Origin of the sequence: Gramella jeungdoensis, from assembly GCF_023805255.1 — a bacterium.
Classification (GTDB): domain Bacteria; phylum Bacteroidota; class Bacteroidia; order Flavobacteriales; family Flavobacteriaceae; genus Christiangramia; species Christiangramia jeungdoensis.
In genome coordinates, this window is record NZ_JAMSCK010000001.1 from 434,381 (window position 1) to 457,123 (window position 22,743).

General features: G+C 39.4%; 21 protein-coding genes. 6 read left to right on the forward strand and 15 right to left on the reverse strand.

The features are described from left to right. Positions 1–36: 36 nt before the first annotated feature. The 4 genes from uvrB to NE848_RS02135 all read right to left on the reverse strand — a co-directional run bounded on the left by uvrB (position 37) and on the right by NE848_RS02135 (position 5,552). Positions 37–2,040, reverse strand: a complete 2,004-nt coding sequence (uvrB, locus tag NE848_RS02120; protein WP_252110556.1) for an excinuclease ABC subunit UvrB — start codon at positions 2,038–2,040, stop codon at positions 37–39. Positions 2,041–2,190: 150 nt separating this feature from the next. Further along, a complete protein-coding gene (locus tag NE848_RS02125; protein ID WP_252110557.1) occupies positions 2,191–3,792 on the reverse strand; it encodes a T9SS type B sorting domain-containing protein in 1,602 nt (533 codons plus the stop codon). Positions 3,793–3,810: 18 nt separating this feature from the next. Further along, positions 3,811–4,647 (reverse strand): ABC transporter permease, encoded by an 837-nt coding sequence (locus tag NE848_RS02130; protein ID WP_252110558.1) that lies wholly within the window; start codon positions 4,645–4,647, stop codon positions 3,811–3,813. Then, positions 4,647–5,552, reverse strand: coding sequence for an ABC transporter ATP-binding protein (locus tag NE848_RS02135; RefSeq protein ID WP_252110559.1), 906 nt, complete (start codon positions 5,550–5,552; stop codon positions 4,647–4,649). Before NE848_RS02135 ends, NE848_RS02130 begins: the two co-directional genes overlap by 1 nt. A 95-nt stretch (positions 5,553–5,647) precedes the next feature. Here NE848_RS02135 and NE848_RS02140 point away from each other — a divergent pair, with 95 nt between their 5' ends. Next, a complete protein-coding gene (locus NE848_RS02140) occupies positions 5,648–6,712 on the forward strand; it encodes a hypothetical protein (protein ID WP_252110560.1) in 1,065 nt (354 codons plus the stop codon). Between the two features lie 120 nt (positions 6,713–6,832). Here NE848_RS02140 and NE848_RS02145 read toward each other — a convergent pair whose 3' ends face one another. From NE848_RS02145 to NE848_RS02170, 6 genes are all read right to left on the reverse strand, one after another. Beyond that, positions 6,833–7,891, reverse strand: coding sequence for a nucleoid-associated protein (locus tag NE848_RS02145; protein ID WP_252110561.1), 1,059 nt, complete (start codon positions 7,889–7,891; stop codon positions 6,833–6,835). Between the two features lie 91 nt (positions 7,892–7,982). Further along, positions 7,983–8,495, reverse strand: coding sequence for a plasmid pRiA4b ORF-3 family protein (locus tag NE848_RS02150; protein WP_252110562.1), 513 nt, complete (start codon positions 8,493–8,495; stop codon positions 7,983–7,985). Between the two features lie 50 nt (positions 8,496–8,545). After that, positions 8,546–9,559: a COX15/CtaA family protein gene (locus NE848_RS02155; protein WP_252110563.1), complete on the reverse strand. Its 1,014-nt coding sequence runs from the start codon at positions 9,557–9,559 to the stop codon at positions 8,546–8,548. A 36-nt stretch (positions 9,560–9,595) separates the two neighbouring features. Then, positions 9,596–11,041 (reverse strand): CCA tRNA nucleotidyltransferase, encoded by a 1,446-nt coding sequence (locus NE848_RS02160; RefSeq protein ID WP_252110564.1) that lies wholly within the window; start codon positions 11,039–11,041, stop codon positions 9,596–9,598. 4 nt (positions 11,042–11,045) lie between these two features. Further along, positions 11,046–11,615 carry an L-threonylcarbamoyladenylate synthase gene (locus NE848_RS02165; RefSeq protein WP_252110565.1) on the reverse strand — a complete coding sequence of 190 codons (570 nt, stop codon included), beginning with the start codon at positions 11,613–11,615 and terminating at the stop codon, positions 11,046–11,048. After that, a complete protein-coding gene (locus NE848_RS02170) occupies positions 11,602–12,708 on the reverse strand; it encodes a glycosyltransferase family 4 protein (RefSeq protein ID WP_252110566.1) in 1,107 nt (368 codons plus the stop codon). Before NE848_RS02170 ends, NE848_RS02165 begins: the two co-directional genes overlap by 14 nt. A gap of 180 nt (positions 12,709–12,888) precedes the next feature. On the opposite strand from NE848_RS02170, the gene NE848_RS02175 reads away from it, so the two are divergent. After that, complete coding sequence (locus NE848_RS02175) at positions 12,889–13,683, forward strand: glycosyltransferase family 2 protein (RefSeq protein WP_252110567.1); 795 nt, start codon at positions 12,889–12,891, stop codon at positions 13,681–13,683. Positions 13,684–13,688: 5 nt separating this feature from the next. On the opposite strand, the gene NE848_RS02180 is transcribed toward NE848_RS02175, so the two are convergent. Next, positions 13,689–14,816 carry a CDP-glycerol glycerophosphotransferase family protein gene (locus NE848_RS02180; protein WP_252110568.1) on the reverse strand — a complete coding sequence of 376 codons (1,128 nt, stop codon included), beginning with the start codon at positions 14,814–14,816 and terminating at the stop codon, positions 13,689–13,691. Positions 14,817–14,941: 125 nt separating this feature from the next. On the opposite strand from NE848_RS02180, the gene NE848_RS02185 reads away from it, so the two are divergent. Continuing rightward, positions 14,942–15,697, forward strand: a complete 756-nt coding sequence (locus NE848_RS02185; RefSeq protein ID WP_252110569.1) for a lipopolysaccharide kinase InaA family protein — start codon at positions 14,942–14,944, stop codon at positions 15,695–15,697. Here NE848_RS02185 and NE848_RS02190 read toward each other — a convergent pair. From NE848_RS02190 to NE848_RS02200, 3 genes are read right to left on the reverse strand one after another with little or no spacing between them, the layout of a single operon-like run. Beyond that, a complete protein-coding gene (locus tag NE848_RS02190) occupies positions 15,694–16,761 on the reverse strand; it encodes a glycosyltransferase family 9 protein (protein WP_252110570.1) in 1,068 nt (355 codons plus the stop codon). The genes NE848_RS02185 and NE848_RS02190 overlap by 4 nt on opposite strands. A 4-nt stretch (positions 16,762–16,765) precedes the next feature. Next, entirely contained in the window at positions 16,766–17,737 is a 972-nt protein-coding gene (locus tag NE848_RS02195; RefSeq protein WP_252110571.1) for a glycosyltransferase family 2 protein, read from the reverse strand. Positions 17,738–17,754: 17 nt separating this feature from the next. Then, positions 17,755–18,570 (reverse strand): 2,3,4,5-tetrahydropyridine-2,6-dicarboxylate N-succinyltransferase, encoded by an 816-nt coding sequence (locus NE848_RS02200; protein ID WP_252110572.1) that lies wholly within the window; start codon positions 18,568–18,570, stop codon positions 17,755–17,757. Between the two features lie 86 nt (positions 18,571–18,656). On the opposite strand from NE848_RS02200, the gene ruvX reads away from it, so the two are divergent. Genes ruvX through NE848_RS02215 form a run of 3 tightly spaced genes read left to right on the forward strand, consistent with a single transcriptional unit; the run spans position 18,657 to position 20,180 of the window. After that, entirely contained in the window at positions 18,657–19,064 is a 408-nt protein-coding gene (gene ruvX / locus NE848_RS02205; RefSeq protein ID WP_252110573.1) for a Holliday junction resolvase RuvX, read from the forward strand. A gap of 45 nt (positions 19,065–19,109) precedes the next feature. Beyond that, positions 19,110–19,700 (forward strand): peptide deformylase, encoded by a 591-nt coding sequence (def, locus tag NE848_RS02210; RefSeq protein ID WP_252110574.1) that lies wholly within the window; start codon positions 19,110–19,112, stop codon positions 19,698–19,700. Positions 19,701–19,757: 57 nt separating this feature from the next. Beyond that, positions 19,758–20,180, forward strand: coding sequence for a DUF5606 family protein (locus tag NE848_RS02215; protein WP_252110575.1), 423 nt, complete (start codon positions 19,758–19,760; stop codon positions 20,178–20,180). Positions 20,181–20,238: 58 nt separating this feature from the next. On the opposite strand, the gene NE848_RS02220 is transcribed toward NE848_RS02215, so the two are convergent. After that, the gene (locus tag NE848_RS02220; RefSeq protein ID WP_252110576.1) at positions 20,239–22,704 is read right to left on the reverse strand and encodes a DUF5686 and carboxypeptidase regulatory-like domain-containing protein; all 2,466 of its coding nucleotides are present in this window, start codon (positions 22,702–22,704) and stop codon (positions 20,239–20,241) included. Positions 22,705–22,743 lie beyond the last annotated feature (39 nt).

Consider the following 22,743-nt stretch of genomic DNA (forward strand, 5'->3'; position numbering starts at 1 on the left):
ATATATATTAATTTCTGATACGTAAAACAAAAAATTTTATACCAGTTCCTTAATTTTTTCCTGCAGTATTTTGATCTCATCCCTTAGCCTTGCAGCCTGCATAAAGTCCAGTTCTTTGGCCGCTGCTTCCATGGCTTTTCGCTTCTCCCTGATCTTTTTCTCCATCTGAGGTTTAGTAAGATACTCGGCTTCCTCTTCAGCGGCTTTAAGGTCAGGACGCTTTTCATGCTCGTAAATATCAAGTTTTTCCTTGATGAGAACACTATTGAATTTCTTAACCAGTGGTTTAGGAGTAATATTGTTTTCCTTGTTATATGCGATTTGTTTTTCACGACGGTATTCAGTCTGGTCTATGGTCTTTTGCATACTGTCTGTGATCTTATCAGCATAAAGGATTGCTTTTCCTTCTACGTGACGGGCAGCCCGTCCAATCGTCTGCGTAAGGGAACGGTTGCTTCTAAGAAAACCTTCCTTATCGGCATCGATTATGGCCACCAGGGATACTTCAGGAAGATCAAGCCCTTCCCTTAGAAGGTTAACTCCCACCAGCACATCAAAAAGGCCTTTACGAAGATCCTGCATGATCTCAACTCTTTCCAGGGTGTCAATGTCTGAATGTATATAGCGGCAGCGGATATCTATTCTAGTCAGATATTTCGTCAGCTCTTCTGCCATTCGTTTTGTAAGAGTGGTGACCAGGATTCTTTCGTCTTTTTCAACTCTTTTTTGTATTTCTTCTATAAGATCATCTATCTGATTCAGGCTTGGTCTTACTTCCACTACAGGATCAAGCAGTCCGGTGGGACGTATTACCTGTTCCACATACACACCTTCGCTTTTCTGAAGTTCATAATCTGCCGGGGTTGCACTTACATAGATTACTTGATTCTGCAAGGCTTCAAATTCCTCGAATTTCAAAGGCCGGTTATCCATTGCCGCAGGTAGTCGGAATCCATATTCCACCAATGTCTCTTTTCTGGAACGGTCACCACCATACATGGCATGCACCTGCGGAATGGTTACGTGGCTTTCGTCTACCACCATCAGGTAATCATCAGGGAAATAATCCAGCAAGCAGAAAGGCCGCGTACCGGGTTTCCTTCCGTCAAGATATCTTGAATAGTTTTCGATTCCTGAACAGTATCCAAGTTCACGGATCATCTCCAGGTCAAAATTCGTCCTTTCGTCCAGCCGTTTCGCTTCAAGGGTTTTGCCTATATCCTGAAAATAACTCACCTGTTTTACAAGATCATCCTGTATCTCATGTATTGCATTCTGCAGTACATCAGGCGAGGTCACGAACATATTTGCAGGATAAATGTTCAGTCGGTCGTACTTTTCAATTACATCATTGGTGCCCGGATCAAAAGCTTCTATTTCTTCTATCTCATCCCCAAAGAAATGTATCCTGAATGCATTATCTGCATAACTGGGGAAAACGTCAACCGTATCTCCTTTTATTCTGAAATTTCCATGGCTGAATTCCGCTTCGGTCCTGGAATAAAGGCTCTGAACCAGGCTGTGAAGAAATTTGGTTCTGGAGATCTCCATATCTCTTTCTATGGAAACCACATTTTTTCTAAATTCGACCGGGTTTCCGATACCATACAAACAGGATACCGATGCAACCACCAATACATCCCGTCTTCCACTTAAAAGGGAAGAGGTGGTGCTTAACCTTAACTTTTCGATCTCTTCATTTATCGATAAGTCCTTTTCAATATAGGTTCCAGATGTGGGTATAAATGCTTCGGGCTGGTAATAATCATAATAACTCACAAAATATTCAACAGCGTTATCAGGGAAGAACTGCTTGAACTCTGAATAAAGCTGAGCGGCCAGAGTCTTATTATGAGCCAGGACAAGCGTGGGTTTCTGGACTTCTTCAATTACATTAGCAACAGTAAAGGTCTTTCCTGAGCCGGTAACGCCCAGTAAAGTCTGATACTGTTCATTTTTATTGATTCCTGTGACCAGTTGCTTTATCGCTTCAGGCTGGTCTCCGGTGGGTTTATAATCTGATTCTATATTGAACTTCATTCAGCAATTTTCATATTCATCTGTTATAATATTCCCTATTTAGCGGTCAGATGCAATTCACCATTCATTATTCTGCAAACTATGAAGAATTGTAATGCCTCATTTCATAGCCTCACGAAATTAAGCAATTATCGCACCGAAATCAATTTTTTATCGGATCAGCGAGAAATGTCCATTGAATTCCTGGCCATTTTGTAAGAGGACCCTAAACCAGTAATCATCGGCAGGCATTTCTTTTCCTTTGAAGGTTCCATCCCAGCCCTGTTCCAGTGCATCCATTTTGTAGAGTAATTTTCCATAACGATCAAACACAGAGATTAGGTTTTCTCTAGCTGTATCTGCCAGGATTCCTTTAATTTGCCAATAGTCATTGATTCCATCACCATTAGGAGTGAAGAAATTATCATAGCCCAGTATGGCTATTTCAGCCTCAAGGATTGCGCATCCTTCAAGATCCCGAATATAGAGAGTCTGAAAACCGGATTCTACCTCCTGGAAAGTGGTGCTTGTCTGATAGGGACCATCGATGCTTCCAATTGAGTATTCGTAATTAGCCCCAGCCTCAACATTGAGTGTTACCGTATTGGTATTTGAATTTATTGTAGGCTGGTTAATGGAAATTGACTGAATCTGAGGAGGAGTATTTAGAATAAGTTCAATTTCAGAAATATTAAAACAGTCCGGGTTTCCATTTTCCCATACACGAGCATATAGTTGGTCTCCCTCGGAAATATAAGTAGAAGGAAGAGGATTTAAATTAGCAATAGCATCTGAAGAATTTTCAAAATATTCAATCTGATACTGGGCAGAACTTAGACCATTTAGGATATCTGTATTAATATCATCTAAATGGAAGTTTTGATTCCCGGAATAATCAAGGTCACATTTCTCCCAGGTGTAATTTGACTGGATTAATGGTCCTTCATTGATGATAAGGTCGAAATCTGTAATTTTTGCACAGCCGGTCAGATCATTCTCTACCCGTGCATAAATCGTCTTTATTGACTGGTTGCTTGTATAGGTCCCGTCAATAGGATTCAGGTTGTCTGAGGCGTCTTCCAGTGATTCATGATAGGTTAAAGTCGTATTGCTTTGGTTTGTAATATCTGAGTTCTGGACACTAAGATCAAAATCAGCTGTTATATTTGAATTACAGGTTTGCAGGTCATTAGGCTCCATAATTTCCGGACCTTCGGGGAAAGGAAAACCTCCAACGGTAGCAGTTCCTGTCCATTTAAGTTCAAACGGACTATTCCCTATCGGTCGGTCAATAACAATGAAATACGTCTCACCTGGCAGGACGTCGAGGGATTTTACATAACTATTACCATGAGGGCCAGGGCCCTCGCTGGTATCTGATTCATTATCCCTCATCCCGGTCTGATTGCTGGTTAGACCTGCAGCGTTTGGATTGGTTGTGGAACATCGAACCGCATAGCCAAGATCACCACAGCTGCTGTTTGGACCATAGATAAAAAAATCATAGTCTATCATAATATCACTGCTGGTTGGTTTAAGCGTAAAACCCAGGGTTCCTTCTTTAGTGATCTTGATAAAAAGCCATAGGCTGTTATGTTCCTGGCTGGAACACGAATTCAGGTTAGAGATCTCCTGCCGTCCCATACCATCCGCATTACTGGAAATAGCGCCATTCCCGCAAATTTGAATTGCTCCGCTACAGTCGTTCGCATTCGATTGTGAAATACATGGAAGACTAAACAAAAAAAGAAAAATGACCAGGCTTATTCTCATCAGAAGTGGCTTAACAGATCAAAGATCTCTCTTTTCCAACAAGCCTAAAGATAAATAAACAAATATTGCGATCCAGATGATTACTATGAGTAACTGGTACCAGTGAATACCATAGTCTTTATTCAATACCGAACCTATCTGGCTGGCGGCTGTCTGTACAGCATTCAATCTTGAAAATGGTTCCACTATCAGGTTGCTCATGGATTCCAGTGGGAAGAACTGCATGATCTTTTCGGCAATATCGGTGCCTTTGAAAACCTTGAAATTAAGTACTGCAAAAAGGATATTTTCGAATATATACCAGACTACAAGAAAACCTAAGGCAAAAGCCGATCTTTTTACAAGTATCCCAAGAAACATACAAAAAGCGAAGAATCCGGTGAGCTTAATAAAATATGCAAAAAGGTATTCGAGGTCTGAGAAAACTATAGAGAATTCGGTATAATCAGAAAAAGAATAGCCAAGAATTAGGGAAACCACTAAAAGGAAAAGAGTGGAAATTCCTGAGAATACAAGAACTGTAAGGAATTTTGACATAATGAATTCCTTTTTGCTAAGCCCATCAATAAGGTTTTGTTTGATTGTTCTGTTGCTGTATTCGTTAGACATCATCGAGACGATCACGATAGCCAGGAACAATTTAAGAAGCGCAGCTATATAACTGTTAAAATGCCATATATAAGGGAAGTTAAATATTCCCTGGTCGGCTACCCGAAACTCTATTTGGCCAATATTGAATTCAATTGAGGCAATAAGGGCGATAAAAGTGATGAGGATAAAATAGGTGATAATAAGTATCCTTGCCGAGCGGCTGTACCGTAATTTATTATATTCTATATCGAGTAAACGTAACATTAGGCTTGAGCGGTTTGATTGGTTAACTGAAGGAATTGTTCTTCTAGGCTTTCTTTGCGTTTGATCAAATAAGAAAGTGAAAGACCTTTTTTAAATAGATAAGCATTTATCTCTTCGGCATCCATGGGTTCATCCAGAAATGCTGTGAGCACCCCATCTTTATGATTTATCTTACCGATTTTGGGATGTGCTTCGAGAAGTTCCTCAAGCTTCTCCATATCAGGGGCTTTTAACTCAAAGAATCCGTGGCTGTTTACGATTTCATCAACCGGACCGCTGTATAGTTTCACTCCTTTACGAATGATCACTACGTGAGAACATACCTTTTCAACTTCATCAAGCAGGTGGGAGGCCAGTAGGATAGTAGTGCCGCCAGCTGCAATCTTCCTGATGATCTCCCTAATTTGATGGATTCCCTGAGGATCCAGTCCGTTAGTCGGTTCATCCAGGATCAGGATTTCCGGATCGTTCAGTAGGGCAGAGGCGATGGCGAGTCGCTGTTTCATTCCAAGGGAGAAGGTCCTGAACTTACTGTCTTTTCTGTCCAGTAAGCCAACGATCTCAAGTTTCTCACGAATTTTTTCAGAATCGGTTCCCTTTATTTTGCATACCAGGGCAAGATTCTGTTCAGCAGTCATGTATGGATAGAAATTGGGATGCTCAATAATGGCGCCCACTTTTTTCAGTGCTTCATGCGTTGAAAGCGTTCCGTCAAACCATTTAAAATCTCCCGAAGTTTTGTTGACAACATTCAGTACCATTCCCAGCGTTGTTGATTTTCCGCTTCCGTTAGGGCCTAAAATTCCGTAGACATTCCCTTTTTCTATACTAAAGCTTAGATTATCAACAGCGGTGAGTTTGCCAAATCTTTTGGTAAGGTTATTTAAACTTAAAATTGTTTCCAAGATTGATGAAGTGTTTAAAATACGACGTCTAAAATAGGATTTTGTTACATGTTTCGCTATAATAAGCTTAATTTTGAGAAAAACGAGCTATATCTATGGAAGAAAAACTGATGTCTAAAAAGAAGCCTTCTTTTCCTGTAAATGAACGCTTCAATCGATATCTGGCAAAATATAACCGAAATACCAGGATCCCGGTATTCTATGATGACCTTCTTAGGTTTTCCGGATCCATAGTGGTTTATGATCAGCATGACGAAGATACATTCTGGGTGCGTTGTTACTATCCCGATCATGAACGTATTGAGATAGATAATAGCCTGAAAAAGGTATATACCATTTTGCATTCAGATGGTAGTGATGATTCGCTGGAATGGCTGAATGTTGATGCAATTGATTATTGCACTTTTGGAAATTCCAAACCTTTCAGGATTAAGGTGAGGAACATCCTGAATGATAGTTTTACCTATTTTTATGTAAAAAAGGCAGATGCTTCCCGCTTATACGGGCTGGAGTTTGAACATTTGCTTTCCCCTCACAGGATCAACTTCCTAGTTTATAAAGACACACTTATTGAGGCACATATAGCAGGGATTCCGGGAGATGTTTTTATTGAAGATCATTTACCTGAATGTGACCTGAGAGCGCAAACGCAGATCGCCAAGCAATTTGTGAAATTCAATGAACGCTGTACCGTCAGACTTCTGGGGGACATGCGTTCTTATAATTATGTGGTGATCCCAACCCACGATTTTGATCATGTTGAATACCAGATAAGGGCTATAGATTTTGACCAGCAATGTTATGAAGGTAAACTGAAGGTATACCAACCTCAATTCTTCAAGGAAAATTACAAAATGGTAAAGCTTGTCTCTGAAAAGCTTGAAGAGTCATCCATCGAGCAATACCGTAAAGAGGAACGCTCTCTCCTGGCAAAAAGGATGATCAACACCAAAAGCAGGTATAAGGAGCTTATAAGATGTATGATCAATGACCACGTTTCTACCAAAGAAAATGTAAAGGAATTGCGCACCGATCTTTATGCCTTTTCTAAGGATATGAAATTCAAACGCGCCAGCACCATGGGGCAGATTCTAAGAACGGCGCTGGATTTTGTAAAGCGCAACTATGAGAATGTGAATATGCAGCGAATGCTGGAGTAGTTTTAAGCCTTTCCAGATAGTCACTGCGAACATAGTGAAGCAGTCTCAAGGTGAGATTCCTTCGCTTCGCTCGGAATGACGGTTCGAATGAGCTTAAAGCTTAAAACTTATAGCTTATAACTATTTCTTTTCTTCCTTATTGAAATAAACCAGGTAGTAATACATCTGCTTTTCTTCGTCCCAGCCTTTTTCCACGAACTTATCGGCTGACTCGGCATTCACAAAGTCCATTTTGATCTGGATATTGGTGTCTAGAGTGATCACGTTTTTGATCTTTTTCCTGGCATCGGTCACCGCCTTGTTGGCGATGGGGAAATTGGTAAGATCTTCAACCTTATATTTTGGAGCCTTTTCAGTTTTGTAATTCTGAAACTCAGGGATCAAAGCCGGATTGTCAATCACCGAATTGATATAGTTCGATTCCTCGAAATCATCATTCTTGGCAAAGTAATCCATACTTCGGTTCATGAAAAGAACTTCCTGCTTTTTGTCTTCTGCCGGAAGAACCACATCTTTTGCGAAGTTCTTGGCAAAATTCAGATAATTCTTGGTGAAGTAGTTCTCGTCGGCCAGTACATCTACACCCAGGAAGTTTTCCAGCCAGTATTTTGCATCATAGCGATTGGAATCTACCGATAAAATCTTGTAACCTTCAGCACGGTTCATGTTAAAAATGATCGCTCCCTTATCCAGTTTGTTTAGATTCACTCCTTGCTGAACGATCATTTCAAGGTTACTGGCTTTTTGTTCAAACTGAAGGAAGTCATGTTTCAATTCCGATTTAAAGATCCCAATAGCAGAAACCTTTTCATTGTCTATCTGCATATTTTCAAAGTAAACCACATAGACTTCCCCGCTTTTTATATGAGGATGGCTTGATTGCTCATAAAGTACAGTGGCTATCCTCTTGGAATACTCATGAGTGTTCAGCGGATCATCAAAAATTGAATTCGAAAGATTATAAAACTCATGAAATTCAAGATCAGACTCATGCTGAAAGCGATAATAAGACTCTTCCTTTTCACGGAAGGGCTTAAGAAAATATTCCTTGATCAAAGGTTTTATCTCATCATTTAGATGAAAGGTAGAGGCCGAAAGAAAAATGTTCTCACCACGGCTTTTGTTTCCAACACGGTGAATGGAAAGGGATTCAATTTGAGCGTTATAAAGATTGATCATTTATATCCTGTATTTTGGCTAAATAAAGCAGAAAAAAATTAATTCTGAAAGTGCTTTTCAGAAGAAAAATTAGAAAAATGAATTTGGGAAATTAATTCCAGTGATCGTCAAAAGACATATTGTCCAGATCATCCGGATCGTAATCGTCGTCATAATCTCCGTTAAGAAATCCGTCATCCTCACCTTTAAACTCCTTATCGGGTGCATTCTCAGGGATCTGACCATGGACGAACATAAGATTTGGATAATCGCGTCCTTCTTCGATTTCGGCTATTTGTGCCAGCTCAACGAAGAATGTCCACATTTTCAGAAAGTCGTAAACATAGATAAGTTTGGTCTGGGATTCAGAAAGTACACTATCCAGCGTGGTCTCATTCATCAGTTTGATGGAAGTATCATGACCGCTCATATCGAACTGGTGGATCTCTTCACCCTGGTTCCATTCGTCGTCGCTAATATAAAAAGAGGCCATTTCGGTTCCATCGAAACCAAAAGACTGCACAATGGTATTGTGAAGATCTTCCAGGGTACTTTCCTGAAGCATCTCTATATCCCTGAACACATCTTCATCTGCATCGAGAATTACTCTGAATCTATAGACCATAACAATTAAATTTGGACTACAAAGATACGTTTTTAGATGGGAAATTGAAGTTATTTGCTAAATCTGTGCAGCGTGTAGGTCATCCCTGCCAGCAGCATAAATGCACCTACCTGGTGCAATACACCAAGCCAGATTGGAACCGCATAAATAAGGGTGAAAACTCCTAAAATGAATTGCACAAATACCATAGCCAGAAGGAAATTAATTCCGTTCTTCTGTAAATGTGTAAGCTGTATACTTCTGGATCTATACCAGATATATCCAATCACAGCTACTACAATATAGGCCAGATATCGGTGAACGAATTGCACCCCGCTTTTACCTTCAATAAAATTACGCCATACAGGACTCTGCTCGGTGTAAACGGTTTCATGGATAAGCTTGCCTTCGGTCATCATAGGCCAGAAATTATGGATAAAACCGGCATCAAGACCAGCGACAAAGGCACCCCAGATAATCTGGATGAGCAAGATCCCCATTCCTAATCTTAGAAGATTCCTGAAACCGAAATCGATATTCTTCTTTTCAGGATAAATTATATCCAGCGCCACCCATAGGGCATAAGCAAAAGTGATAAAGGCAGTTGTAAGATGCATGGCAAGTCTGTAATGGCTCACCCAGGGCATATCTACCAGGCCGCTCTTCACCATATACCAACCCAGAAAGCCCTGGAAGGCTCCAAGTCCCAGAAGGATTAAAGACTTTTTTATGGTGGAACGCGAAAGTTGTTTTTTGATAAGAAAATACAGAAATGGAATTATAAAAACCACCCCGATAAACCTTCCAATCACTCTATGTAACCATTCCCAGAAATAAATGTCCTTAAATTCCTCAAGGCCAAAATGATAATGCAATTTCTGATATTCAGGATATTGTTTGTAAAGCTCAAAAGCTTCCTGCCATTCCTGTTCGTTCATGGGAGGGATGGTTCCGCTTATAAGTTTGTAATTCGAGATAGAGAGTCCGGAATTTGTAAGTCTTGTAATTCCGCCCACGATCACCATAAGAAAAATCAGTAAGCACCCGGTTAGCAGCCAGTAAACTACCTTTTTGTTGTCTTTCATTGAAATAATATTAAGTATAAAAAACTCAAAATCATCTTATTTGGTGGTTGGGTTGTTTGGGACACTTAGGCCCAGTTCTTTTCCTTTTTTCAGCATAAAATCACGGGCCGGTCCATATTCATTCGGAATATCTCCTTCCAGGATCGCTTCTTTTATAGCATCTTTAATCAGTCCGACCTCACGACTTGGCTTTATATCGAAGGTTTCCATGATCTCTTCACCGCTAACCGGAGGCTGAAAATTACGGATATGGTCCCGTTCTTCCACCTCTTCTATTTTATTCCTGACCTTTTGAAAGTTATTATGGTATTTCTTGAAGCGTTTTGGATTCTTTGTGGTGATATCAGCCTCACAAAGCGTCATCAAATCTTCGATATTATCTCCAGCATCGAACACTAGTCTTCTGACGGCTGAATCGGTTACGTTTTCATCGGCAATGGCTATAGGTCTTGAGCTAAGCAATACCATCTTCTGAACGAATTTCATCTTTTCATTAAGCGGTAGTCTTAGCCTTTTAAAAAGTTTATAAACCATTTTGGCGCCCACAAATTCATGGCCGTGAAAGGTCCAGCCGATCTTTTTATGGAACTTCTTGGTCGGGGCTTTTCCAATATCATGAAGCAGGGCGGCCCATCTCAACCAAAGGTCATCTGTGTTTTCTGAAATATTATCTACTACCTCGAGGGTGTGCCAGAAATTATCCTTGTGTTTCTGGCCTTCCACTTCATCAATTCCCTGCAGGGCCGTAAGTTCCGGAAGGATCTTCTTCAATAGGCCGGTCTTATAAAGCAGGGCAAAACCCTTCGAAGGTTTTTCGCTAAGAAGGATCTTATTGAGCTCATCTACTATACGCTCTTTTGAAATGATCTTTATCCGGTCGCGATTCCTTTTAATGGCCTTTAGGGATTCTGCTTCAATGATGAAATTAAGCTGTGTTGCAAACCTAATGGCGCGGTACATTCTTAAAGGATCGTCAGAATAGGTAATGTCGGGATCCAGGGGTGTCCTGATGACCTTTTTATTAAGATCCTCATAACCATTGAAGGGATCTAACAGATCACCAAAGCCGTCTTTATTCAGTTTAAGAGCAAGGGCATTTATGGTGAAATCCCTTCGGTTTTGATCGTCTTCCAGTGTGCCATCTTCAACTATAGGTTTCCTGCTGTCTTTGCGATAGCTTTCTTTTCTTGCTCCAACAAATTCTATTTCATGATCATCTGCCCGCAGCATTGCAGTTCCAAAATTCTTGAATACCTGAACCTTGGGTTTGTTTGGAAGTTTTTCAGAAACCTTTTTAGCCAATTCGATACCGCTGCCAACTGCGACAATATCGATATCTTTAGGCTCCCCTCTTTCCAGAATATGATCGCGAACATAGCCCCCAATCACATAGGCATCCACAGAAAGTTCATCCGCAGCTTCTGAAATAACATTGAAAATCTGGTGGTGTAAAGCTTTACTGTAATTGTGGTATTTCGGCATCTGTCTATTTGCGTATCACTTTCACCTGGCCATCGTTACTCAATTTGATGATTGCCGATGGTTGAGGTGTTTTTTTTGAACGCTGCAAATTTACTACATAGTCCACACCTTTTAAAATTTGAGGCGAGATTTGATCGAAGGATTGTGGAGTAGGCTGACCGCTTATATTTGCCGAAGTAGAAACGAGCGGTCTTCGCATTTTTTTAATGAGTTCAGAACAGAATTTATCCCTAACTACCCTTATGCCCAGTGTATCATCTTCACCAACAAGATTTTCTGCAATGCGTATGGGTTTATCATAGATCACAGTGGTTGGTTTTTTTGCATATTTCAGGATATCATAGGCCATTTCGGGAACGTCCTCTACATACTGCTCTAGCATCTTGAAATTGGAAACCAGGCAGATCAGTGCTTTAGACTCTTCTCTTTTTTTAAGTTTGTAGACCTTATCAATAGCTTCTGCATTGGTGGCATCACAGCCAATTCCCCATACAGTGTCTGTAGGGTAGAGGATAATGCCTCCTTTTTTTATTACTTCCAGACAATTTCTTATCTCCTGATCAATTCTTTCCATAGAGCACATTTTTATATTCAAACAGGGTTCTTTCGGCCATTACGCTAGTTGTAAAGTTCTCTTCAAGTATTTTATATGACTTTTCTGCAAACTTTTGCTGTAATTCCCTGTCCCGCGACAAAGCTATCAATTTATCTGCTAAACTCTCTATTTCGTATGGATTGGTTAACAAACCATTTTCAGAATCTTTAATGACCTCCGGGATACCTCCAACATTGGTGCTTACCACCGGAACCTTATGATAGAAACTTTCATAGATAAACTGGGGTAAACCTTCACTCTGGGAAGTGAGTAAAGAAATATCGAATTGTGGGATAAAATCAGAGCCATTTGGCAGGAAACCCATGAAGTTTATAGCGTTTTCCAGTCCTTTCTCTTTGATCATTTCAGTGTAGATCTTCGTTCTTTTGGTAAAACTACCTATCTGAATAAAATGAAAATGTTTCTGTTCCTTTATATTGATAAGGTGATCTATCAGCTTAACCCATGTTTCCAGGTTCTTAGCGCGAATATGGTTAGCTACAGTCCCAACGATGATCTTATCTGAAGGAATATTGAGTTTTTCTCTTAGCCTGAAAGGAGCGGTCCCCGGTTTATTGTTCGTTGTACCGTGATAGATGGTCACTAACTTTGAGCCATCTTTGATCCCTTCGCTGGTTATCCTTTTTGTTTCTTCAGATACACAAAGAACTTTTTTTATGTTTTGGTGATTGTATTTATATAAAGTTCTTTTCCTGTTTTTTATAGGGAAGGAAGTTTTCTTACTTAAGATAAAAGGCGGAAGTTTTGCCAGTTTTGTTGCTGAAACGGCCAGCGTAAGAGCTGTAGGATCGTGAATATGGATAAGATCTATTTTTTCCTTTTTGCAGATGCTGATGATCTTAATAGAATATCGGAGGTCAAATTTTATGCTCAGCGGAGCTCTGATATGTCTAATATCATGATCCTTTAGAACATTAGAAAAAGTAGAGTTTTTCACCGTTAATATGAAATTCTCAACTCCTGAAAAATCACTCATTTCTCTGCAAAGGTTAAGGATATGATTCTCCCCGCCTCCAAAGGTTTTTACAGCAGATAAATGCAGAACTTTCATATTAACAATATCATTAATGTGATCACGAAGTTAAGAAGAGCAAAAGTAAGCCAATATCAGAAATTAAAGAATTTCGTCTTTTCCTGATTTTCAGTAAAAACATCTATGATCATAATTATTCTTAATTTTGGCTGAGTTTAGAACTTGTACCACTATCTCACATATGATTGAAAAACAGGGATGACTGTAGCCTTATTGATTTCTACTTATAACTGGCCCGAAGCGCTTGATCTTGTTCTCAGGAGCGTGAAAAATCAGTCTGTAATGCCTAATGAAATTTTAATCGCCGATGATGGTTCTACCGAAATAACAAAAAAGCTTATTGAGAAGTTTCAAGAGGAGGGACTTCCAATAAAACATTTCTGGCAGGAAGATAAAGGATTCAGGAAATCTCAAATCCTGAACAAGGCTATAGCTGGTGCCAAATCAGATTATATAATTCAGGTTGACGGAGACTGTATACTTCACCGGAACTTTGTAGAAGATCATAAGCAAAATGCAGAAATAGGGAATTTTCTGTTTGGGAGTAGGGTGAATATTAAAGAGGATGCTATTGAAAAGGTCTTACCTAAAAGAAAAATAAAATTCAGCTTCTTTTCAGGGAAAATATCGAAAAGAACCAGGAATCTTCGTGTTCCATTTCTAAGCTCGTTTTATAAGGAAACTGATATTCTTAGCAAAAAAGTAAGAGGCTGTAATATTTCCTACTGGAGGTCAGATTTTATTGCCATTAATGGTTATAACGAAGCTATGACCGGCTGGGGGAAAGAAGATTCTGAAATGGTGGTAAGACTTTTGAATAATGGGATAAATGGTCGACGACTTCGATATGCCGGAATAGTCTATCATATCTGGCATATCGAAAAATCACGGGAAAGAGAAGTGATAAATTCCGGCATCCAGGCCAAAGCCATAGAGAATAAATTAACCCGGTGCGAAAATGGAATAGATCAATATCTGTCTGCTCCAAAATAACATTCTTAATTCAGAAAATCCCTTATAGCCTTTGCAGCCCTTTCGGATGCTGTACTGCCCTTTTCTGAATAAAAATTCTCAGCGGTCATTTTTTCCTGAATCGGCTTATATTCTTTAAAGTTATGTTGTGTGTTCTTTAAGGCCTGGTCAAGTTTTTCTGCTCCACTTATAACTTCTCCTAATTTCCAGAATCTGAAAGAAATATCATTTTTGTAATCAAAATTGTTAGGATTGAGGAATATGCAGGGCCTTGGCTCGATAATAAATTCGAATACCTGGCTGGAGACATCACCTAAATAGATATCTGCGTACCTGGTATAGGCCATATTTACACTATCAACGCTGCCAGGATCGATCAGAATGTGATCGGCTTTAAAGTATTTTTCGGGGATTTCACTTAATTTTCGGTTTCCCTTTAATTCCTGGAACAGATTCAAATGAGGTGCAAAGATCAGGTTGTAACGATCCTGATTGTAGAAGTATTCGAGCACTTTTAGTCCTTCCTTATCCCAGGAAGTGTATTCAGGATCAAAATGGGGATTGTAGATCACCGTTGGTTTTTGATTGCTGAAATACTCCTTTTTTTCATCTTTTTCCACAACATCAATTTTGGGATATCCAATGGTCATAGGTTTCGGTCCCAGTATTCCCATCTCCTCAAACTGGTCATAATTAAATTGCCCGTATAGTAATTGAGCGTCAAAATCCAACAGGTCTTTATTGTAACTATAGGCCCTTCCGGGAGGACCATGGCCAAATTTGATAAGTTTGGGATAAGCTCCGGTTCTCCATTTTAATAGATAGTGATGAAAATAATCGGTAAAGATCAGCGCATCGAAATTTTCCAGCAGGTATTTCTTATGTTTCTTTATCCAGAAGCCTTTTCTTGGCAAGTCCCTGTTTTTTAGCTTGTCAGTAAATCTTCTGAAGCGTTTGGTTTCCAGCCGCCTTACCTTAATATTTGTATCTCCTAACTTTTCAATGCTTTCAAATAACAGGTCATCGCATCGGGGATGGGTCAGGATTTCTACATCTTCCGTCTTGGCCAATTCAGCAGCAACACTTATAAAATGAAAAAGATGATGTATTTCATCCAGGTACAAAAAACCGATTCTTTTCTTTTTTTGCTGCATATATTAAGTCTCAAATTTTGTGATTTTACAAAATTAATTTGGAAGAAATAATCTTTGTAAACACTTTCTTTTATTTCTTTTTACAATTAAACTTTCCATAATTCCATTTATAGTAGATTTGCAGTATGAAAGCTAAGTGGAATCAGGCTTACGAGTCTCAGAAAGAGAGGATTTTACAGTGTGTTGAAAACTTCCATTCAGAAGGTGAGATCCTTTATGATGGGAGAAATATGATCAAAACCTTTGAGGTTAATGGTATCAAAATCAATATTAAATCTTTCAGGATTCCCAACCTTGTCAATAAGATAGCCTACCGCTTTTTCAGGAAATCCAAGGCCGAAAGATCATTTATATATGCCAGTATTTTAAAGGAAAAAGGAATAGGGACCCCAGATCCCATAGCCTATTTTGAAGAAACTTCAGCTTTGGCATTTAAAAGGAGCTTTTATGTAAGCCAACAGGTAGACTACGATCTGACTTTTCGTGAACTGGTAGACGATCCTGATTTGCCCGAGCACGAAGAAATACTTCGTGCCTTTACACGCTTCACGTATTCGTTGCACGAAAATGATATTCTATTTCTGGATCATTCGCCCGGGAATACCCTTGTCCGGCGAAATAATGGCGATTATGACTTCTATCTGGTGGACCTGAATCGAATGGTTTTCAAAGAACTTACCGATACTGAACGATATCTGAATTTTTCCCGGCTTACACCAAAGCGTGAAATGGTGGAGGTAATGGCCGATGAATATGCTAAGCTTATCGAGAGGCCATCTTCGGAGGTTTTCGCGAAAATGTGGTTTTTTACAGACAGGTTTCAGAAAAAATACTGGAAGAAACAGAAGATAAAAAGCTTATTAAAGCCTGGAAAGAGCTAGGTCTTTAGATGAGTTTTTAAAAACTCTGAGAGTGCGGGGATTATGAGTTCGGGAGTGAACTGCCTGTATAATTCAAAAGTTTCTTTTTTAATTTCTGAAGCAGACTTGTTCTCGAACGCTTCCGCCCTGAAGTCTTTCAAATGCAAAGAAATATTATTCACTCCATCCTCAAAAGTAGCCCATCCTTTTTTATCGATCCATGGAGAGAATAGAATGAACGATGGTTTACCCAGAGCTTTCGCCATATTGATCGCACCTCCATCATTGCCAATTATCATATCGCACTGGTTCATAATGGCGATGAATTCCCGAAGACTTTTACCTAGAACATCAAAATATACCTTTTCCCTAGTACTTTCTTTGCACATGGATAGAAGTTGCTTTGCCTGCTCTTTCTGGGAAGGGATATAATTAAAGAGAAGATTCATTTCTCCCTTGCTCGCAATATGATCTATTAATTGCGACATATACTCAAAAGGGTAGGTCTTCGTATCCATACTACCAATTATGCTAAGCATAATGGTCATTTTGGAATTGTCTATTCCATTTTTCTTAAACAATTCCCTGGCATAGTTTTTTTCCTCTTCCGTAACCTGAAGTTTTGGCCTGGTTTCAAGTTCTACATTAAGATTGAGAGGTTTAAGTAAAGCAAGCCTATGTTCAATAATCAAACCAATTTCTGAATCGGGATTATCTTCCCTTTCAACCGTATCGGTATATAAAATATCGGTGATAGTCTTTTTATAAGTGATCCTTTTTCCAGCTCCGGAAAATGTACTGATAAGATAACTTTCCAGTTTCGCATAAGCATCAATAACTACATCATAATTTTCTTTTCTGATAGCTTTCAGTAGTCTGAAAAAAGCCATTTTATTTTTGCGATGTTCTGGTTTAAAAAGTATCAGATTGTCAAAATCCTTATTTCCCTGAAGCACAGGAGTAGTGGATTCATAAACCATATAATCGATCTGTGCGTTTGGATATGCTTGTCGAAGATTGCTAACAAGAATGCTGCTTACAAGGACATCGCCTATCATTTTCTGTTGTATTACCAGTATCTTCAAGATTTCATGATTTTTGATAATTCACAGATCGTTTGCTAAGCCAGGTGTTATTGCTTATCACATTAGAATAATAAGCAAAAAGTTTTTTTAAGATGAAAAAGTTCAGTTTTGCCTTTGATGGAACAAATAAGAGAAGTAAAATCGATAATATGATCTTTTCAGATAATACCCCGAGGATCAAAAGCAGATGTAATAGTGCACCTTTAATTCCTGAAAAATGATTGGAAATATAGACATGTTTTGAGATGATTACTTCCCCCTTTGTAATGGCCTTCGTCCTGTAATTGGTCCTGGAGGCACCACCGTGTTTATGAAAAATGGTGGCTTCGGTAGTTACGGCCACTTGCCCTCCAAAAGAGACCGCTTTTTTACAGAGATCAACATCTTCAAGATACATCCAGTAATCTTCGTTCCACCCATTTATCTTTTCAAACCATTCTTTTGAGATAAAAACAACGGCTCCCGTTACCCAATCCGGATAAAAAATGTTTTTCTTCAATTCGAACTTTTTCTCGATAGCTTTTTTGTTGAACAGCCGGTAAGCTGCTCTTGTCAGTCCAAAGAATCTGGAGAAAGAAGGAAATGAGTTCTTCTGTTTATAGTAATTACCGACTTCATTTACCTGCAAACAGGAGAGGATGGCTATTTCAGGATTGTCTATATAAGTAAGGTGTAATTCCTGTAATACTCCTTCTTCAATCTTTGTGTCAGGATTCAGGAAAAGGAAGAAGCTTCCCTTTGCATGGGAAGCTCCCGTATTACATCCATTGGCAAAACCATTGTTGCCAGAATTCTTTATGAAGTTTACTTCCGGATATTTACTTTCAAAATCTTCCAGCTTTCCATCAGCTGAATCATTGTCAACTACTATTATTTCAAAGGAATAGCTTTTAGCATCAATTTCCTTGAAGGAGTCTAAACATTCCTTTAAAGAATCCCATGATCTGTAGTTGACTATTATGACTGATATATCCAAAGAGACCGATCTCGTTTTTAAACAGCTACATTATATTCGCGTAGCGCATCGTTCAATGATGTCTTCTTGTTAGTGCTTTCCTTACGTTTACCTATGATCAGGGCACAGGGAACCTGAAATTCTCCTGCAGGGAATTTTTTGGTATAGCTTCCTGGGATAACCACCGATCGCGATGGGACATAACCCTTAAATTCTTTAGGTTCATCACCTGTCACATCAATGATCTTGGTAGATGCGGTAAGCACTACATTTGCTCCCAAGACAGCTTCTTTTTCTACCCTGATTCCTTCAACCACGATACTTCTGGATCCCAGAAACGCATTGTCTTCAATGATTACAGGTGCCGCCTGTAGAGGTTCAAGTACGCCGCCAATTCCAACACCTCCACTTAAATGTACATTTTTACCGATCTGCGCGCAGCTTCCCACGGTTGCCCAGGTATCTACCATGGTACCTTCGTTAACATAGGCACCAATATTTACATAACTCGGCATCATGATCACGCCAGAAGAGATATAAGCACCATGTCGCGCAACGGCATTTGGCACTACACGAATTCCTTTCTCCTTATATCCTTTCTTTAAAGGGATCTTATCATGATACTCAAAAATTCCGGCTTCCAGCGTTTCCATTTTCTGAATGGGGAAATAAAGTACTACCGCTTTCTTAACCCATTCGTTCACCTGCCAGCCATCCGCAGTTGGTTCAGCGACGCGCAATTCACCTTTATCAAGAAGGTCGATCACTTTTCTGATAGCATCGGTGGTTTCTGAATCTTTTAATAAGTCCCTGTTCTCCCAGGCATTTTCAATTTTCGCTTGTAATTGGTCCATTTTCAATTTTTTTTCAAATATAACAGCTATAAGACAATATTTATGGACAAACCGATATAAACCTTACCTTTGCGTAAATTTTTGAAATGGCCAGGATTCTAGCACTGGATTACGGAACAAAGAGAACGGGAATCGCCGTTACCGATGAGCTCAAAATGATCGCATCGGGGCTTACTACTGTTCAAACCCCTGAGCTTATAAGTTTCCTGGAAGATTATTTTAAAAATGAAAAAGTGGAACGTGTTTTGGTCGGTGAACCAAAGAGAATGGACGATTCACCTTCCCGGAGTGAATCATATATCCAGGAATTTTTAAAGAAGTTTTCTGAAAAATTTCCTGGTATGCCTGTGGAAAGGGTGGATGAGCGTTTTACAAGTAAAATGGCCGTTCAGAGTATGATCGATAGCGGTCTAAAAAAGAAAAAAAGAAGAGATAAAGCCCTGGTTGATGAGATTAGTGCAACAATAATATTGCAAACCTGGCTTTACGAGTAATAAAAAGCTTTAAGCTTAATGCTTTAAGCTGAAAACTGATATAAAATGATTTTACCAATTGTAGCATATGGAGATCCGGTGCTGAAGAAAAAGGCAAAAGAGATAGATAAGGATTATCCCAAACTTGAGGAATTGATAGACAATATGTGGGATACAATGTACAATGCTTATGGTGTCGGACTGGCTGCCCCTCAGGTTGGATTACCAATCAGGTTGTTTCTTATAGATCCCGCACCTTTTGCTGAAGATGAAGAGATGGATGAAAAAGAACAGGAAGAGTTAAAAAATATGCGAAAGGTTTTCATCAATCCTCAGATCATTGAAGAAGAAGGTGAAGAATGGGCATTTAGTGAAGGTTGCCTGAGTATCCCGGAGATCAGGGAAGATGTATTCCGTCAGCCTGATATCACCATAGAGTATTATGATGAAAATTTCGAAAAGCACACCGAAAAATATTCAGGACTGGCAGCAAGGGTAATTCAGCATGAATATGACCATATTGAAGGTATTCTCTTCACCGATAAACTTTCAAGCCTGAAAAAGAGACTTATAAAAAGCAAGCTGGCAAATATTTCTAAAGGCAAAGTCCAGGTAGATTATAAAATGCGTTTTCCTCTGGCAAAAAAAGCTCGTTAAGGGTTTTGATAATTAATTCAGGGAAATGATATTTGCCAATCTAAATAAAAAAATACTATGGGATTAGATAAAATTCTGGCTATTTCGGGAAAACCCGGTTTATATGAGCTTACTGCACAAACAAGAGGTGGGTTTATTGCTAAATCTTTACTTGACGGAAAGAAGATCGCGGTGAATATGCGTCACAATGTGAGTATCCTGAGTGAAATTGCTATATATACCTATACCGAAGAGATTCCTCTGGGCGAAGTTTTTGAAAAAATTAAGGAGAAGGAGAATGGAGAGGAGACTATAAGTCATAAATCTTCCAAGAAAGAGCTTGAAGATTTCTTCTCTGAGATACTGCCAGATTATGATGAAGACAGGGTTTATGCCAGCGATATGAAGAAAATCGTACAGTGGTATAATATCTTGATCAAGAACGGTTTTACTGATTTTTCGAAAGAAGAAAAAGAAGACTCTAAGAAGGAAGAGGAATAGTGAGCTCCTCAAAACGAAAAATATAAAAGCCGAAATTTTGATTTCGGCTTTTTTTATTCTAGAATTTGAGTCCGAAGATAAAAGCACCTTCCCGTTCTCCGCCAAATTCTGAAACCACATAATCAAGTCTCAATATCCTGTATTTGCCAAAGCCAAGATTGTCTATTCCTATTGAATATTCTGAATATGGATTTCTTCCTTCAGAAGTAAGCCTGTGAGCTCCAAGAATAAGGTTGAAATTAAGTTTGTTGATCAATGGCAGTTTTCCCAAAACCCAGCCCTGGAAGTCGTGTTCGGCATGCAGCTCGGCATAATTCTGATTGGTGCTGAAGCTGTAATAGGGCATTAAATTGAACTTTCCTACATAACTGCCAAAACCTATCCTGGTTTGGTTGGCATCAAAATGCCGGTAGTCTACCAGGCTTATATCTTCAGCGTTGGAAAAGATCCCACCATTTATGAGATACCTGAATTCCCCTTTGTTGCCAAGTCCTAAGGTCTGACTTATTTCAGCCTTAAACTGGTCGAAATTGTATTTTTCATCACTGCCTCCAAATCCTTTTTCCAGGCCTAATTTAAGATTGGGAAATTTTGATTCATAAACCCGGTAGCGACCATTTGGATAGCTCATATATTTTTGGCCAAAGGTGATATCCGCAACAAAGCCGAATTTTGCCAGGGAATGTTCTTCAAATGGGAGGCTCCCGAAATTCTGTGGTTCTAATGGATTGTTAGAAGTGTAGGTTCTATCGCCCCATTCAACAAAAACATGATCGGTGTGGTTTATCAGTGCCTGCCTGTTTTCCCAGCTAAATTTACCAAATAAACGCAGGCCGTTAAGCACCTCCTGTCCGTAACCAATAGAAGCATAGCTTTTTTCGTATAACTTCAGATAGTTCCTTTCAAAGAAAATGGTGGTAATATCATTTAGGATCGTAGAAATAGGTTCCCGGTTATTTATTTGTTCTGCTGCGATCCCACCTTCTATCCTAAGATATGGCCGTGTGAAATTGTTGAATTTCTTTTCGAAACCTCCACTTAACCTGAAACGTTCTTCACTAAAACCATAGTTGAGGTTGGAGTAGAACTTCCAGTAATTCTCCTGGTCGTCACCGGTTCGTTGAGTGTAGTCAACATCCAGGTCGATATTCCATCCCTGCACCGTATTAAATGCTACCCCTGTGATGGGTGCACTGATGCTAAAGCTTCGGTCTTTCCATGAATTTCGGTAAGTATATCCAAACAGGATATCTGTCAACTCAAATTTATTGTTTGCGGCATCTACCGAATCCTGGTATTTTTTAGTGTTTCTAACCTGCTGAATACTATCTTTTCTAATATAATCCCTAATCTCTTCCGTAGTAAGCGGTACTGGTCTTACTTCTTCCCAGTATAAAGAATCCTTTTTGTTGGCCTCGCTGGCAAAACTCAGGATCTCAGGGCCAAATGTGCCTCTGTCAAAATTAGGATTGAAATTGTAATTACTGTACACCGCCGTGAATCTTCCGTCGCCACCAAAGCCAAATATCTTAAAACTGAAATCAACGCTTTGGGAGATCTGGATATAGCGATCGTTTTCTTCAGAATATTTATAATTCTGCTTAAATATTAATTCTTCTATCGGGGGGACCTGAACGGCCTGGCCAGTAGTGGTAAGCTCAATGCCATAGATCTGCCAGAGGTCTTCAACTATATAGATATAACCAGAAAACACCCGGTCGTTCTCTCTTTTTGGGGTTACCATAATCTTGTTGATCATTTTGCCCTTATCGTCAAAAAAACTGCCTTCCAGATTATAGCGGTAGTAGTTAAAGGCATAATCGGCAATAGGGGAGATGATCTCGCTGTTAATATCCAGGGTGTTTTCGTAAAAAGAAAAATAAGCTTCCTGAGCCGAATTCAGGCTAAAACCATTATCATCTCCACTTACTTTTGAGGCGATAATTTTTTCTTTAAAGTCATCCGGTTTTTGATAAGCGATCTTCGAGATTGTTTCACTAAGATAAACAATCCCACTTCTGGTAGAGTCCAGTCCGCCTCCAAGGTCCCCCACGTCCTGGCCAAGTATCTTTTCGGGAGCATTTTTAATACGCCAGAGACCGCGAGAGTAGAAATCGGCAGTAAAAGATTCAAGTTTTTCGGAATTAGCCTGCCGGTTCTCAATTACATTCCTTATGATCCTGTTGGCTGGATTTTCACCACTATTTACACTCACTTCATCCAGTGTAGTACTTTCAGGGATAAGGCTAATATCAATTTTCAGAGGAGAGCCTATGAACTCTACCCTTTTCCTTTGAGTTTTATATCCCAGGAACTGATAGACCAGGGTATAAGTGCCTTCCTGGTTGATTTTCAGTTCATAGATTCCTTCTTCGTTAGTAGTGGTGCCGGTAGATCCCGATTCGGTATAAATATTCACATAGGGAAGGGGAGTACCGTTCTCATCCTTTACCAGGCCAGATATTTGGGAATGCACCTGGAAAACCGCAAAAAAGAGAATCAGGCTAAGTAGCTTTTTTAGCATTCAATCAGGGGTTTAGAATGAACGAAAAGATAAGGTAAA